Annotated in this window: 12 protein-coding genes; 5 read left to right on the forward strand and 7 right to left on the reverse strand. The window is 37.1% G+C overall.

Annotated elements, in window-relative coordinates; all coding sequences use genetic code 11:
- Nucleotides 1-360: 360 nt before the first annotated feature.
- Nucleotides 361-2,772: a sucrose synthase gene (locus ACE1CA_RS03025; RefSeq protein WP_413281275.1), complete on the forward strand. Its 2,412-nt coding sequence runs from the start codon at nucleotides 361-363 to the stop codon at nucleotides 2,770-2,772.
- A 210-nt stretch (nucleotides 2,773-2,982) separates the two neighbouring features.
- The gene (gene pgmB, locus ACE1CA_RS03030; RefSeq protein WP_413281274.1) at nucleotides 2,983-5,874 is read left to right on the forward strand and encodes a beta-phosphoglucomutase; all 2,892 of its coding nucleotides are present in this window, start codon (nucleotides 2,983-2,985) and stop codon (nucleotides 5,872-5,874) included.
- Nucleotides 5,875-5,987: 113 nt separating this feature from the next.
- Here the strand turns inward: pgmB and ACE1CA_RS03035 are convergent, their stop codons facing one another.
- Nucleotides 5,988-6,749 (reverse strand): HAD family hydrolase, encoded by a 762-nt coding sequence (locus ACE1CA_RS03035; RefSeq protein ID WP_413281273.1) that lies wholly within the window; start codon nucleotides 6,747-6,749, stop codon nucleotides 5,988-5,990.
- Between the two features lie 78 nt (nucleotides 6,750-6,827).
- Nucleotides 6,828-7,217, reverse strand: a complete 390-nt coding sequence (locus ACE1CA_RS03040) for a 6-pyruvoyl trahydropterin synthase family protein (protein WP_413281272.1) — start codon at nucleotides 7,215-7,217, stop codon at nucleotides 6,828-6,830.
- 134 nt (nucleotides 7,218-7,351) lie between these two features.
- Here ACE1CA_RS03040 and ACE1CA_RS03045 point away from each other — a divergent pair, with 134 nt between their 5' ends.
- A complete protein-coding gene (locus ACE1CA_RS03045) occupies nucleotides 7,352-7,984 on the forward strand; it encodes a TenA family protein (protein ID WP_413281271.1) in 633 nt (210 codons plus the stop codon).
- A gap of 3 nt (nucleotides 7,985-7,987) precedes the next feature.
- On the opposite strand, the gene ACE1CA_RS03050 is transcribed toward ACE1CA_RS03045, so the two are convergent.
- The 5 genes from ACE1CA_RS03050 to ACE1CA_RS03070 form a co-directional block, all read right to left on the reverse strand.
- Nucleotides 7,988-8,779, reverse strand: a complete 792-nt coding sequence (locus tag ACE1CA_RS03050; protein WP_413281270.1) for a PAS domain-containing protein — start codon at nucleotides 8,777-8,779, stop codon at nucleotides 7,988-7,990.
- A 54-nt stretch (nucleotides 8,780-8,833) separates the two neighbouring features.
- The gene (locus tag ACE1CA_RS03055; protein ID WP_413281269.1) at nucleotides 8,834-10,234 is read right to left on the reverse strand and encodes a sensor histidine kinase; all 1,401 of its coding nucleotides are present in this window, start codon (nucleotides 10,232-10,234) and stop codon (nucleotides 8,834-8,836) included.
- Nucleotides 10,235-10,444: 210 nt separating this feature from the next.
- Nucleotides 10,445-11,791, reverse strand: coding sequence for an ATP-binding protein (locus ACE1CA_RS03060; RefSeq protein WP_413281268.1), 1,347 nt, complete (start codon nucleotides 11,789-11,791; stop codon nucleotides 10,445-10,447).
- 215 nt (nucleotides 11,792-12,006) lie between these two features.
- Nucleotides 12,007-13,032 carry a diguanylate cyclase domain-containing protein gene (locus ACE1CA_RS03065; RefSeq protein WP_413281267.1) on the reverse strand — a complete coding sequence of 342 codons (1,026 nt, stop codon included), beginning with the start codon at nucleotides 13,030-13,032 and terminating at the stop codon, nucleotides 12,007-12,009.
- Nucleotides 13,033-13,214: 182 nt separating this feature from the next.
- Nucleotides 13,215-13,691 carry a hypothetical protein gene (locus ACE1CA_RS03070; RefSeq protein ID WP_413281266.1) on the reverse strand — a complete coding sequence of 159 codons (477 nt, stop codon included), beginning with the start codon at nucleotides 13,689-13,691 and terminating at the stop codon, nucleotides 13,215-13,217.
- Between the two features lie 359 nt (nucleotides 13,692-14,050).
- On the opposite strand from ACE1CA_RS03070, the gene ACE1CA_RS03075 reads away from it, so the two are divergent.
- Nucleotides 14,051-15,094 carry a permease gene (locus ACE1CA_RS03075; protein ID WP_413281265.1) on the forward strand — a complete coding sequence of 348 codons (1,044 nt, stop codon included), beginning with the start codon at nucleotides 14,051-14,053 and terminating at the stop codon, nucleotides 15,092-15,094.
- A 75-nt stretch (nucleotides 15,095-15,169) separates the two neighbouring features.
- Complete coding sequence (locus tag ACE1CA_RS03080) at nucleotides 15,170-15,964, forward strand: TIGR03943 family putative permease subunit (RefSeq protein WP_413281264.1); 795 nt, start codon at nucleotides 15,170-15,172, stop codon at nucleotides 15,962-15,964.
- Nucleotides 15,965-15,966 lie beyond the last annotated feature (2 nt).

The raw sequence follows: 15,966 nt of genomic DNA on the forward strand, positions 1-15,966 counted from the left end.
TCGGCTCTCCCGTAATCATGGTGATAAGTAAACCTAATTAATTAGCCAAGTGCTTACTCCACAAGGTTTCCCAGTCCCTAGTCCCCAGTCCCCAGTCCCTAAAACCAGAGTTTTCCACCACAAGTACGGGAGAGCCATTGAATCGTGGTTTTACGTAATTTATTACAGAGATCCTGGTAATTAGGAATACCAAGTAGGCTTAAAGAAACTCTGCAATAGTAAACTAATATTGACGGCAAATGTAAAAAATAATTAATCTGCACTTTTATCTATCTTTAGCAGGAGAGCAACTTAGTTACTAAGCCTTAAATTATTTGTAAGTGTATTTAAAAAAGTTAAATGCTTTAACAGGAAAGTACTATGTATGAAACTGTTCAAGCTGTTTTAAACAGCGAGCAAAAAACAGATTTACAACAATTAATTAACAGTTTGAAAGCTTCTGGAAAAAATTATTTCTTGAGAAATGAGATTTTACAAACCTTTGCTGATTACTGTCAGGAATCAGAAAAACCAAATTATTTTTACCATTCTTCTTCCTTGGGACAGTTAGTTAACTATACTCATGAAATAATTTTAGAAGATAACTATATTTGGTTTTTAGTTCGTCCTAGAATTGCCAGTCAACAGGTTTGGCGAATTTCTCCAGATTTAAGTAATTGGGAACAAGAAGAGCAAAAAGTTTTGTTGGACTTGCGCGATCGCTTAGTAAACAGCTATCAACCCCGCATTTTAGAACTTGACTTTGCTCCCTTTTATGAAAATTCACCCGTAGTTAATGATGCCAGAAATATTGGTCAAGGTTTAGCAGTTTGGCATCGTCATTTACATAGTCAAATAACCACTAATCCTAATTATTGGTTAGAATCTTTGTGGGAAATTCTGCAAAGACATCAATATGACGATATCCCTTTACTAATCAACGAACAAATTAAGTCAGGAACCGAATTATTAGCACAAGTAAAACAAGCTTTAAATTTAATTAGCGAAAGACCAGCTAATGAACCTTATGAAAAATTTAATAGCGAATTACAAGCACTCGGTTTTGAGCCAGGTTGGGGAAATACAGCATCTCGTGTACGTGAAACTTTTGCCCTTTTTCAACGGTTGATTGACAACCCAGATCCAGCTATTTTAGAAGCATTTGTTGCTCGAATTCCCTCAGTTTTTCGAGTAGTATTAATTTCGGTTCACGGTTGGGTAGGTCAAGAAGAAGTCTTAGGAAGACCAGAAACCGCAGGTCAAGTTGTTTATGTACTTAACCAAGCGAGAAACCTAGAAAACCGACTTACAGAAGAGATTAAACAGGCGGGTTTGGAATGCTTAGGAATTAAACCGCAAGTAACTATTTTAACTAGGTTAATTCCTAATTGCGAAGGGACAAAATGCAATCTACGTTTAGAAAAAATTACTGACACAGAAAATGCTTGGATATTGCGGGTTCCTTTTCGAGAATTTAATTCAAAGGTTACGCAAAACTGGATTAGAAAATTTGAAATTTGGCCTTATTTAGAAACCTTTGCCTTGGATGCAGAGCAAGAATTATTGCAAGAAATGGGAGGAAAACCTAACTTAATAATCGGTAATTACAGTGATGGTAATTTAGTGGCTTTCCTGTTGGCGAGTCGTTTGAAAGTTACTCAATGTAATATTGCTCATTCGTTAGAAAAACCCAAGTACTTATTCAGTAATTTGTACTGGCAAGACTTAGAAGAAGAGTATCATTTTTCAGCACAATTTACAGCTGATTTAATTAGCATGAATGCTGCTGATTTTATCATTACTTCTTCTTTTCAAGAAATTGTGGGAACGCCGGATACTATAGGGCAGTATGAGTCTTATAATTGCTTTACTATGCCACATTTATATCATGTGGTGCATGGAGTCAATTTATTTAGTCCCAAGTTTAACGTAGTAGTTCCCGGAGTTGATGAAAAATTCTTTTTCCCCTACAATCAGACTGAGAATCGCTCAAATGAAATCACAAAAAAGATTAAAGAATTACTTTTTATCAGTGAAGATTCGCAAGTTTTGGGACATTTAGAAAATGCAGATAAACAACCAATTTTTGCTTTAGCACCGATTAATTCGATTAAGAATTTAGCGGGTTTAGCTGAGTGTTTTGGGATGAGTAAAGAGTTGCAAGAACGTTGCAATTTAATCTTAGTTACTAGCAAATTGCATAGTTATGAAGCTAATAACCCGGAAGAAGCTAGGGAAATCGAAAGATTACATGAAATTATTCAACAATATCAACTTTATGGTTGTATTCGTTGGTTAGGGATGCGCTTACCAAATGCGGAGTTAGGGGAGGTTTATAGATCGATCGCAGATGCTCAAGGAATCTTTGTTCATTTTGCTCGGTTTGAAGCCTTCGGAATGACGATTTTAGAAGCTATGATTTCTGGTTTACCAACTTTTGCCACCCAGTTTGGCGGTGCGCTAGAAATTATTCAAGATGGCGAAAGCGGATTCTTAATCAATCCTACAGATTTGTTGGGAACGGCGGAAAAAATTGTTAATTTTCTCGATCGTTGTACAGAAAATTCTCAATACTGGGAACAATTATCTGAAAAAGCGATTCAAAGAGTGCGTAATGAGTTTAACTGGGAATTGCATACTACAAAAGTGTTGTCGATCGCCAAAATCTCCCAATTTTGGAACTACATTTCCCGCGATAGCAAAGAAGCTCTACAGCGTTATTTAGAAGCACTATTCTTTTTAATTTATAAACCTAGAGCAGAAATTATCCTGGAGCAGCATCAGAAACGGTGATCTCTGAAAATACTACCAGGAAATTCTGAAAAAAAAGGTTGTTTTAGTAAATTATTGCTGATTTTAGATAGGGAATGCTACTAGAGTATGAAGTTGTTTTTCCAAACAATATTTAAAATCAGAATAATTTAAGCATTCTCTGGAGTGTCAAGTCCAAATTTCTTTCCTCAAATTGCAAATTAATAGTTACATAAACTAACACCAGCACCGATGGATAGAGCCAGACAAAATCAATCATTAATTTACACAGACTGGACTTTAACCGAAAACCAGTTTGAGCCGGAACAATTACATTCAAGAGAGACTGTTTTTACTATTGGCAATGGTTATTTAGGTACTAGGGGTAGTTTTGAAGAAGGCTATCCACGTTCATCACCATCAACATTAATTCATGGTGTTTATGATGATGTTCCGATCGTCTATACTGAACTAGCTAACTGTCCTGATTGGTTGCCTTTTTTAGTCATTGTAGATGGCGATCGTTTTCGTTTAGATCAAGGACAAATCCTCAGTTATCAGCGACAATTAGACTTACGTCGCGGTATTCTATCTCGTCGAGTCCGTTGGCGCAGTCCTAATAACAAAACTGTTGACCTTTGTTGGGAACGATTCGCTAGTTTAGCAGATCAAAACGTTCTGGCATTGCGTTTTGAAATTACACCTTTAGACTCACAATTAACAGTAGAAATTCAAGCAAGCATTAACGGCTACCCAGAAAATCAAGGTTACAATCATTGGGAATTACTTAACCAAGGAAAAATTGATAGTGGAGCTTGGTTAAATGCTCGCACTCGTGCTTCTCGAATTGAATTAGCTATAGCATTTAAAATAGCAATTTTGGGAATTGATGCTGCATTACAAGTTACAAATGCGCCAGGATATCCGACAATTAGTTCAACTTTTATTGCTAGTCCCGGAACTAATGTCATAGTAGAAAAATTAATTACAGTTTTCACTTCACGAGAAACAGAAAACCCGGTAGAAACAGCACAAAATAAACTCACTCAATTACCTAATTACACTACATTATTAAATGCAACTGAAGCAGCATGGCAAGAAGTTTGGCATCAAAGTGATATTGTAGTTGAGGGAGATACTAGAGCACAATTAGCTATACGTTACAACTTATTCCAACTGCTAATTAGTGCGCCTCGTTATGATGATAAAGTGAGTATTCCTGCGAAAACTCTTTCCGGTTTTGGATATCGGGGTCACGTTTTTTGGGACACAGAAATCTTTATTTTGCCTTTCTTTACTTTTACCCAACCAAAGATAGCACGTAACTTATTAACTTATCGTTATTACACTTTAAATGGAGCCAGACGTAAAGCAGCACATTATGGATATAAAGGAGCAATGTATGCTTGGGAAAGTGCTGATACTGGTGATGAAGTAACGCCTCGTTGGGCACTTCCTAATCAGCCTTATGGCGAAGAAATTAGAATTTGGTGTCGAGATAGGGAAATTCACATTAGCGCTGATGTTGCTTATGCAGTTTGGTATTACTGGAAAGCGACAAAAGATGATGAATGGATGCGAGATTACGGAGCCGAAATTATTCTCGATACTGCTATTTTTTGGATGAGTCGAGTTGAGTGGAATACCAAAGAAGAACGCTACGAAATTCGGGAAGTAATCGGTGCTGATGAGTATCACGAGCACGTCAGCAATAATGTTTTTACTAATCGTATGGCGCAATGGCATTTAGAAAAAGCGTTGATTGTTTATGATTGGTTAAGTAGCAGTTTTCCCGAAAAATTTGCTGATTTGAAAGGTAAACTAAAACTGACTGGGGAAAGACGATCGCGCTGGCAAGATATCGCTAAAAATCTCTGGATTCTTTATGACGAATCTAGTGCATTGATCGAGCAATTTGAAGGATTTTTCAAATTAGAAGATATCAACTTAGAGGATTATGAACCTCGGAATAAATCAATGCAAGCAATTCTGGGTATTGAAGGAGGAAATAAGCGACAAGTCCTCAAACAACCAGATGTTTTAATGCTGCTTTACTTGATGCGTCAATCAAAAGAAATTCCTTACAATCAAGAATCATTGCAGCGAAATTGGGATTACTACGCACCTCGCACAGATATAACTTACGGTTCATCTTTAGGGCCAGCAATTCATGCAATTTTAGCTTCAGATTTAGGCAAAAATGAAGAAGCTTACGATCGATTTATGCAGGCAGCTTTAGTAGATTTAGAAGATGTCCGAGGTAATGCTAATGATGGCATTCACGGTGCTAGTGCTGGAGGTATTTGGCAAGCTGTAGTTTTGGGTTTTGGTGGGGTTCAATTTGCAGAAAATGGCCCTGTAGCACAACCACAATTACCCCCTGGTTGGAACCGCTTAAAATTCAAATTGCATTGGCAGGGAAACTGGCATGAATTCGATTTAGTTTCTCCTAATATTACCTCAGTTTCTAGGAATATAACTCCTAATATTCAAGGTGTAATTTTTGATTTAGATGGAGTTCTCACTGATACCGCAGAATTTCATTATCGAGCTTGGCAAAGATTAGCGGATGAAGAAGGATTACCTTTTAATCGAGAAGCGAATGAAGCATTAAGAGGTATATCACGGAGAGAATCGCTGTTATTAATTGCTGGAAATCGCCCATTTTCAGAAGAGAAATTACTGGAAATGATGGAGCGAAAAAACAGCTATTATGTACAATCAATTGAGAGTATTTCACCTGCTGATTTGTTGCCAGGAGCCTTAAATTTATTAGATGAATTGAGGCAAGCGGGGATTAAAATAGCTATTGGTTCAGCTAGTAAAAATGCCCGTCCAGTTGTGGAAAAATTGGGAATTGCTAATCGCGTAGATGCGATCGCAGATGGTTACAGTGTCCAAACCCCAAAACCCGCACCTGACTTGTTTTTACACGCCGCCAAACTAATAGGAATTCCCCCGGAAAATTGTCTAGTTATCGAGGATGCAGCCGCAGGTATTGAAGCAGCTTTAGCCGCTAGAATGTGGGCAGTAGGACTTGGCCCTTCTGAAAGAGTAAAAGATGCTCATGTAGTGCTTCCTAATTTAGCCGGAGTTAGTTGGACGGACTTGCAAGCTAAACTTTATCGTGTAATTTCTGGGTAGGAGAGATAACTCAAAACAGGATCAGGATTTATGGATTTACATGATGAGCAGGATTAATTAAAAAATCTGTTAAATCTATGAATCCTGGTTAAAGTTTTTTGTTTTATCTTCAATTAACTGACATTATGTAGAAGTTGTAATAAAGCTAAATCTACATATTTAACTGTTACATCTGGAATATTTCCTGCTAAAAATTCGCATGGTAAATCTAATTCGCCTAAATGATTTACTACCAAACAAGCGGGACTAAAATCTTGATTTTTAGTATAGTCATTCACTGTAATAATGGTTTTTAAATCTGCCCCAAATGCTGCTTGTAAACCATGATTTGAATCTTCAAAAACTAGACATTCATTAGCTGTTAATCCCATTTTTTCCAATACATAATTGTAGATATCTGGTGCGGGTTTTTTTGCGGGAACAATATCGCCAGCGGCAATAATTTCAAACCAATCAGGATTAAGAGTTTGTTCCAACAAAGCTGTTGCATTTGGTAAAGCACTGGTAGTGGCAATAGCTAAACGTAAACCTTGTTCTTTTGCTTCTTTAATTAATCGTTTTACTCCAGGTCGAAGAGGAATTGCCGCAGCTTTAAGCAATTCTTGGTAATATTTTGTTTTCAGTTTATGCAAATTTGCTAAAAATTCTGACCATTGGGATGGAGGCTGAAAATTTGGGTGATGTTGCTTTAAATAATATTGAATTCTTTCTTTTCCGCCTGCAACAGTTAATAATTCACCATATAAAGATTCTGACCAATGCCAATCGAAACCTTGTTCGGCAAAAGCTTGATTGAATGCAATTCGATGACCATCTCGTTCTGTATCAGCTAACGTACCATCTACATCGAAAATTAAAGCTTGTAATTTTGTCATGTCTAAATTTGCTTAGTTTTGCGATCGCTCCCCCATTTAAAAATTTACAGGCTATGGTCATCAATGGCAAGTCTGCATTTACTCATCTTCGTATTCCACCCAAGAATTAGGAGTTTCCGATACAACTACTTTTAATTGCACATTTTCTGGCAATTTTTCCTTAGTTCGATCGTAAATGAATTTAGCGATCATTTCTGCCGTAGTTGCGTAATCTTCTGGCATTACTTCATTCAAAATCCCATGATCTAACCCACCTTTAGTAATATCTTTTTTCGCCCAACGTAATGTCCGAAAATCAGCAACCATCACCGGATGAGGACAAAATTCCGATGAATAAAGTTTTGTTGATGTAGCTTCAATTCGCACCTTATAAGTGTGTCCGTGCAGCCGTCCGCAAGGGCCATTATAATCTTTGATATAATGAGCGCTATCAAAGGTAAATTCTGTTACAAGTTTCCATTTTGGCACTTTATTCTCCTGGTTTATAGCCAAACTTACATTAAAATTTTAAAGCGTAAAATTGCGATCGTGTTTAAAACTATTAAAATGATTATCACAGCTTCTACTTTTCCTTTGCGTTCTTTGCGGTTTATTAAAAAAATATGACTATTTCTGAAGAATTGTGGCAAGCGAATCAAGAATTAGCACAAGCTTGTTTAGCACATCCATTTGTGCAGGAAATTGCTACAGGTACATTACCAAAAAATCGCTTTGCTTATTATGTTGGACAGGATGCTTTTTTCTTAGAAGCTTTTGCCAGAGCTTATAGTATAGCAGCAGTGCGATCGCCTAATTGGGAAAGCTTCCTCATTTTTCACAACTTAGCAACCGGGGTTTTAGAAGAACTAAAATTACATCAGAATTATGCGACACAATGGGGAGTGAATTTGCAAAAAGTTTCTCCTTCTTTAGCTACTCGTCGTTATACAGATTTCCTATTAGCTACTGCTTGGAATAATGCCGCAGGTTTAACAGCTGTTGCGATGGCTCCTTGTATGCGATTGTATGCTTTTTTAGGGCAAGAATTAGCGAAAAATGGTATTCCTGAACATCAATATGCTGACTGGATTCGCACTTATAGTTCCTCGGAATTTGTCCCATTAACCACAGCATTGGAAGCGTTAGTCGATCGCTACGTCGAAACTAAAGCAACAGCCGAACCAATCTATCATTATGCCATGTTGTGCGAGTATGAATTTTTTCAATCAGCATGGGATTTTACTGAAGAGAATTAACTTTTATAAAATTGCTTCACAATCAGAAACTACTGCTTCCGTGACTACACTACCTGTTCCGTCTTGCCAAATGCGGTAAACTAAAACTCGATCGCTATTAAGTAATTTCCTAACTTCTCTCACTGTTGTATTTAAAATTTCTTCTAAATTTAAAGATTGATGAATTCTTTGGGTGATAGTTACTAATAGTTTTTTATTTCTATTTCTTGAAGGATCGAATTCTTGAAAAACTCGCTCTCTGTCATCAGAATAAATAGCTTCTACCCAATCTTTATCTAATGCCTCTTCCAAGCTAATTCCTACTATTTCACACCATCTTTCATTGACATATAAACAGTTTCCTTGTCTATCAATACGAAATATACCCACTGGCGAGGATTTAGTCAGCGTGTAATAACGATACTCGCTGTCACGCAAAGCTAATTCGGCTATTTTGCGATCGGTAATATCAAAAATTGCCCCATCTAAATATTCAACTTCTCCTAAATTAGAAAAAATTGCTTGTCCTTTTTCATAAACCCATTTAATATTACCATCTGCATGAATAATTTGATATTCCAAAATATAGGATTTCCCATAATTAATACTTTCACTAATACTTTGCTCTATATTTTTTTTATCATTGGGATGAATAATACTAGCGAAACTTCTAATTCGATTATCTATAAAATCCAGTGCGGCATAACCGGAAATATCTGCGATCGCATCACTAATAAATTCCATCGTCCAATCACAATCATACAATCGCCGATAAATAGCTCCAGGTATGTTGTTAATTAGACTTTCTACTGACAAAATTTTCTCTCTCCATACTAATTCTACATCCAACACATATTGAAATTGATAACTTTAGACTAAAGGTAAAAGAATTTCAAACTCTCTACCCGTATCAGAAAATAGTTCTGAGTTTAAATTATCTTTACTATTTGCCGATCGAACCAACAACTTTCCTCCATGTTTAGCCGTAATAATTTGGTAACTCACCGCTAAGCTTGTTTCTTTTTCCGCCCGTTTCTCTACAGAAAAAGAATCTAAAATTTGCTTGAGTGCGCTAGGCGATAAACTAGGGCCATTATCCGCAATTATAATGGAAACCCAACGTGACCCTAAAGATTCAGGATTAGATGCAGGTTCAGGAGAATCAACCGTAGTTTTAATTACAATACATGGTTTATGCGGAAAAAATCTTTGTCTGTCACCACGCAATTCTTTTGTAAACTCTTGGTAAGCTGCTTGATTCAATAAATTATCTACAGCATCACTCAGAATATTCATAAATACTTGATTTAATTGTCCGGCAAAACAAGTTATTGGCGGTAAATTGCCATATTGTTTAAAAATTCCAATTTCGCTTTTTAATCGGCTTTGAAACAATAAAATGATACTATCTAACATAGCGTGTAGATCGGCAGGTTTAGGATAAACTTCATCAATATGGCAAAAGTTCTGTAAACTACTGACTAATTTTTTTAATCGCTCTGCACCGCCTTTAACACTTTTAATTGCTCTGGGCAAATCTTGTTTTAAAAAATCAAATTCGATCTCATCTTTTAATTCCAAAATTTTTTCAGGCACTTTTGGCAGAAATTCTTCATGGGCAGAAATTAATTGTAATAAGCTTTCGGTGTAAGTTGAAATATGACTTAAATTTCCCCAAATAAAACCTACAGGATCTAAAATTTCGTGCGCTACTCCATCCACCAAACGCCCTAAATTAGCCATTTTTTCACTTTGAATTAATTGCACCTGTGTTCTTTCGTAGCGTACTTGAGTTTCAATTCCCCGAATTTGCCAGTGAGCAATGTTTAACTCATGAATATCTAATAACTTATAATCTTGCGTTTCTGATTGAACAACGATCGGCTCTCCTAAGAGTTCGGACGATCGCCGTAATGCCATTTGTGCAGCTGCTAAAATTGGCATAGTTTCAGGCAGAATTAAAACATCAGTGCGAGCGTAATTATAAATAAACTGTAGTGTTTTTTTAAACAATAAATCCTGTTTAGCAGTTAAAACTAAACATTCTAACAGACGCAACCGTGAAATCATGCCCACAAACTTACCTCGATCTAATAAAATCACTCCCGGTAGTTTGCTATGTTTCTCCAACACTTCCACAACTTCCGCAGGAAAGCAATTTACATCAGCTGCAAATGAGTACAGCGGTAGTGTACTCAAGGTGGAGTCAATCGAGAGATCCTGATTATCTGCTTCAGATAGATAAGGAGACGAAATAAATTTTTTTGACACAATCTCTAACGAAAGTTAAATAACCTAATCACTTATAGCAGCAGGCAGAAGGTAAAAGCCAATACAAGCAATGGGTTGGTGTAAGAATGCCCTAACCTTTACTTTGCTTACTATATGATATTTTCACCCAATAGCCTACCACCTTCACTGATTTTAACTACCGAATAAATTATAGAGTTTTAATTTATTTTGCTCGATCTCGCCTGCTTCTTAATCTAATGGCAGCATAATCTCGAATTCAGTATTAATCGTGTTAGAAAAGTCTTCCATCTTGTTACTTTGCGATCGCACATTCAACTTACCCTGATGGTTTTCCGTAATAATTTGATGGCTGATCGCCAAGCCTAATCCAGTTCCCTTACCTACTGGCTTGGTAGTAAAAAAAGTTTCAAAAATTCGCCCCTGAATTTCCAAAGGAATACCTGGCCCATTATCACTAATGCGAACAACAGCCCATGATTTTTCTTCATCTTCCACAACTTCTGTAGTAAGAGTAATTTGTGCTTGCCATGTTTTAGGCGCAACAGCAACTTTTTCCACGAGGGCATCAATAGCATTACCAATAATGTTGACAAATACTTGACTTAACTGCCCAGAATAACAATTCACCGCAGGTACTTTGCCGTAATTTTTCACTAGCTCAATCTTGTACTTAACACGATTGTGTAAAATTAACAACGTACTCTCTAAGCATTCATGTATATCTATAGCCTTTTGTTGTCCCTCTCCGATATGAGAAAAGTTACGCAAACTATTAATAATTTTGACTAACCGTTCTGCCCCTAATCTCATACTATTAATAACTTGCTGCATATCATCTTTCAAAAAGTCAAGCTCTATCTCTTCTAGTAACTCGCTCACTCTTTCAGGTACAGGATCGACTTCTGCTTCATAAGCTGCAAGTAAATTAATTAAATCTTGACTGTAGTTGGCTAAATATTCTATGTTTCCGGCAATAAAGTTGACCGGATTCAAAATTTCATGCGCTACTCCCGCTACCATCTGCCCTAAACTTGCCATTTTTTCTGTTTGCAACATTTGGGATTTTGTTTGTTGATTAATCACGTTAGTTGCTAATTCGTGAATGTATGATTGAGCAACTAGTAATTGATGAATATCTAATATTCGGTAAACTTGCGGCTCTACTTCTACTACAATTGGTTCGTCAACTAACTCTGGGGAACGTTGCAAACACCGTTTAGCTGTCTCTACAATTAATGTATTACAAGGAATAATTAAAGTATCTGTAGAGATTAATGAATATAAAGATTTGATTGGTCTTTTCATAAATAATTCTAGCCCGTAAGGTCGGCTCATAGCTTCTAAAAACTTGCGTCGGGAAATCATCCCTAAAAGTTGACCTTCTTCTAAGACAATAGCTCCTGGTAGCAAAGAATTCGCCTCTAAAGCTTTTGCGACTTCTTTCCCTGGTTGACTGCTTTCGATACTCAAATCATAAAGCGATAGCTCTTGAAGGGTAGAATCTAAAGATAAGTTCTCCATTCCTGGTGGTATTAAATTTGGTATTTCGTCGGCTAAATGTTTTAATGTAAGCATAAGAAATCTATCAAGCAATTTTCCGCAAAATTTGACACCCTATTGTATCCAATTTAGCACCTTAATCCAGTTAATAGAAAATTGATTGTTGATTTTTTTATCTAAAACAAGAGTTAAATTAAAGACAAAGTTTTCTTAACTTAAAATTAAATTAAAGATATATTATCTCTTTGCGGATATAGATTAATCACGAATAAAGGGAAAAAATTAATTTATTAATGATGAACTTGCTGTTCTCTTAATGAAGAGTGTAGGATGTAGCGATCGCGTCCTGAAGCCTTAGCCGCATACAACGCTTCATCTGCTGAGGTAATCAAATTAGCTGGAGTCATTTCTAAATCAGGAATCATGCTCGCCACGCCTAAACTAACTGTTACATAAGACGAAATCGGGGATTTTTCATGGGCAATTTCTAGCGTTCGTACATTTTTAATTATTTTTTCTGCTAAAAAAATCGCACCTTCAGCAGAAGTTGCAGGTAAAATCACAGCAAATTCTTCTCCGCCATATCTTGCTACTAAATCAGTACTTCGGTTGATACTATTTTTAATGGCTTTAGCTACTTCTTGTAAACAAAAATCGCCCGCTAAATGTCCGTAATTATCATTGTAAAGTTTAAAATAATCCACATCGACAATGACCAAGGACAACCAATCTATATGTCGTCGCATTTGTTGCCATTGTTGGGATAAATATTGATCGAATTGTCTGCGATTAGCCAAATTTGTCAGACCGTCAACAGTGGCTAATCGCTGTAATTCTTGATTGGCTTTTTCTATTTTGTTGTAAAGTTCTCTAATTAGTAAATTAGCTAATTCATGAATATCTGATTGTGCTACTAATAATTGATGGACATCTAACAATCTATATTCTTTTGGGTTTACCTCTACTATAACTGGTTCATAAACTAATTCTGGCGATCGCCACAAAGACCGCTTTGCTGCTGTCACAATTAAAGTATCGCTGGGCAAAACTAAAGGTTCTTGTCTAGACAAACTATATAAACTACTAATTGGTCGTCGGGAGAATAATTCTAAACTATAGGGACGACTCATTCTTTCTAAAAATTCCCGTCGAGAAATCATTCCCCAAAGTTGACCATTTTCTGTAATTACTACTCCGGGTAGTAAATAATCCTTTTCAAAACCTGTAATTACTGTTTTACTTAAAGTTCCACTTTCTATAGTAAAATCGTACAGAGTTAAATCTTGCAGAGTTGATTCTAAGCTTAAAGGTTGCATCTCAGATAATAAAAAACTAATTGGTTAGTAAAAGAGGTTAATTTACTAATTTTTCAATTACTTAGTCATAATTTCTGAGAATAATAAAGGGAAAATTGTTTAGAAATTGATCCTTAAATAATTCATTAATCAAACGAATTAATAATAAAGTAGAAGCACCCATTGAATCAACCAAAACCCAGTTAAGCTATCCCCAGAAAACTAAAGTTTGACAAAGTAAACGGAGTACAAGAATGTAACTCAACCTTAGTAATACCCCTTTGTTTTGATTTTAACCACGTAGAGCCAGTTTTTGTTTGTGTAGTATATGACACACCTAATGAAACATCAGCTGGCTTACTGACCCGATCGAGCAGATTGCCGCGAGCATCATAAGTAGTTAAAACAATTAAATCACTACCACAGACTTGGGCGCGAACTAATGCAACGGGATTTTTAAAATTGGTAGTTATGAGCATTTTATTTCCCTGGGGCATCAGTACTATGCTGCTAGATTGGGTGAAAAACTCTGGATTGGATGGTTTTAAGGCGATCGCCCCTTGAAATTCTAGCCCCAAATCCTTATATTGAGCCATAACAGGCTCAAATAGCTTTAAATGATCGAAACTTAGTTCAATCAGCCTGGAAGACCTGCGATTCAGTTGAGCTAATTGCGACATAGTTATTCTGGGTGTAAAAATTTTCAGATACTTACACGAACTAAGGTAATAATTTCCAGTGACCAGCGTCAATATATTTTTGTGATTCAAGTCACCTATAAAATTACTATCTACCTTAAGGCAGAAAAATAAATCCCACTTACGAGTGAAGATTTACACTTAAACTAATCATAACCAGACAACCGCTATGCTCATCTTCAGCCCGAAAACCCCTGTAATTAGCCTTCTCCTCCTGGAGAAATTTCTGTTTCCCAATGTATTGCCGCTGTCAGCAGATATACCGTTTTGAGAACCAGCTGGATTCGTTAAAATATCTTGACAATCTCCACTGGTAAACAACGTCCTCCGCTAGGAACCCAATGAATCAATTGCACAATGCTTTCACTCTATTTCTCAGCTTGCTAGTAGAAGCCTTACCCTTCCTGCTACTAGGAGTGTTATTTTCAGGTTTGCTGCTACTATTTATTGACGAACGTAAATTGACAAGTGTTTTACCTCGTAACCCTTTATTGGGTGCTTTCGTTGGCAGTTTAATCGGTTTCCTGTTTCCAGTATGCGAGTGTGGTAACGTACCCGTAGCCAGAAGGTTAATTACCCAAGGAGTATCGGCACCAGTAGCGATCGGCTTTTTGTTAGCAGCACCTACAGTTAACCCGATTGTAATTTGGGCAACTTGGATAGCTTTCCGCGACCAACCAGAAATAGTCGTTTTGCGCGTCGTCCTTTCCCTAGCTATTGCCACCATTATTGGCTGGGTATTTAGTGCTCAAGCAGACTTAAGACCTCTACTACAAACATCGGTTGTCAACTCCATGCCGAGTCCAACCAAAAAACCTCGCGGTTATTGGTCGGATGTGTCTCAGCGAGAAGCACCTGTCTCAGCCTTATTACAGTCAGGAACCTTCTTAATTTCCGGTTCAGGTCAAACTATTCGCATGGATACGGCTACCTTCCCCATGACCGCTGCTGTTGGGACGACGAAATCTTTGAAATCGCTCAAATATCGGTTAGGTTTGTTTTTAGATAACAGCGTCTTAGAATTGCGGGAACTTGGGGCAGTTTTGATTGTGGGAAGTGCGATCGCATCCGTGATTCAAGTCTCAGCTCCCCGCGAACTAATTCTCAGCTTAGGACAAGGGCCAATCACCTCCATCATTGCCATGATGGTATTAGCCGCAGTTGTTTCCATTTGCTCCACAGTAGACTCATTTTTTGCTCTTTCCTTCGCCTCAGCATTTACCCCCGCTTCCCTCTTAGCATTTTTAATTTTTGGCCCGATGATTGACCTCAAAGGTATTGGCTTAATGCTGTCAATCTTTAAGTCGAGAGCCATAATTTATATCTTTGCTTTAGCAGCGCAACTCACATTTTTGTTCACCTTAATTTATCAAATGATTTATTAAAAACCCTACTAAATTTAACCACCATGATTCTCGATCGCTAACTAATCTCGTTCCCTTAACTATCAGTGTTCCCCGATGACTTTTACACTTAAGAAAAAACTGAAAATCAATCAATCTCTTGTACCCTGGCTAGATGCGATCGCCATTATCGCTTGGGGAATTTTACTGTTAAAATATTGGCTCACAGACCAACTCGGTTTACTAATTCACCCGGATTATTTTTGGTTAGTACTTTTTGGAAGTGTTGGGTTATTGGCGATCGGTGGCAGTAAAGCATGGATTATGCTCAAGCCACATCTTAAAAATCGACCAAATCGGAAAAATATTCCCCCACAATCAGAGCAACATATCACCCTATTTCCCCCAGGTGTAAGCAGCATCATCCTAATAACAGCAGCAATTTTAGGCTTCTTAATTTCGCCTAAGATATTTACTAGCCAAATAGCTTTACAACGAGGCGTTACTGACACTTTGCTAATGACTCGCGCTCAACCTAGAGAATTTAAAATCGCTAAACATCCCGAACAACGTACCTTGATTGACTGGGTAAGAACCTTAAATGTTTATCCAGAACCAGACGCTTACACTGGACAAAAAGTAAAAGTAGAAGGATTTGTCATTCATCCCGCACAACTACCTGATAATTATCTGTTACTATCTCGATTTGTTATTACTTGCTGTGCCGCAGATGCCTATCCCGTAGGTTTGCCAGTTAAACTTACCTCATCTCGCAGCAGCTTTGCTCCCGATACCTGGTTAAATGTAGAAGGTGAGATGATTACAGAAACTCTTTCAGGTAAACGTCAGTTAGTTATTAACGCTAACTCCATAACTCCAATTCCTCAACCGAAAAATCCTTACGATTATTAAAC

It is taken from the genome of Floridaenema evergladense BLCC-F167, assembly GCF_041929205.2.
Taxonomy (GTDB): domain Bacteria; phylum Cyanobacteriota; class Cyanobacteriia; order Cyanobacteriales; family Aerosakkonemataceae; genus Floridanema; species Floridanema evergladense.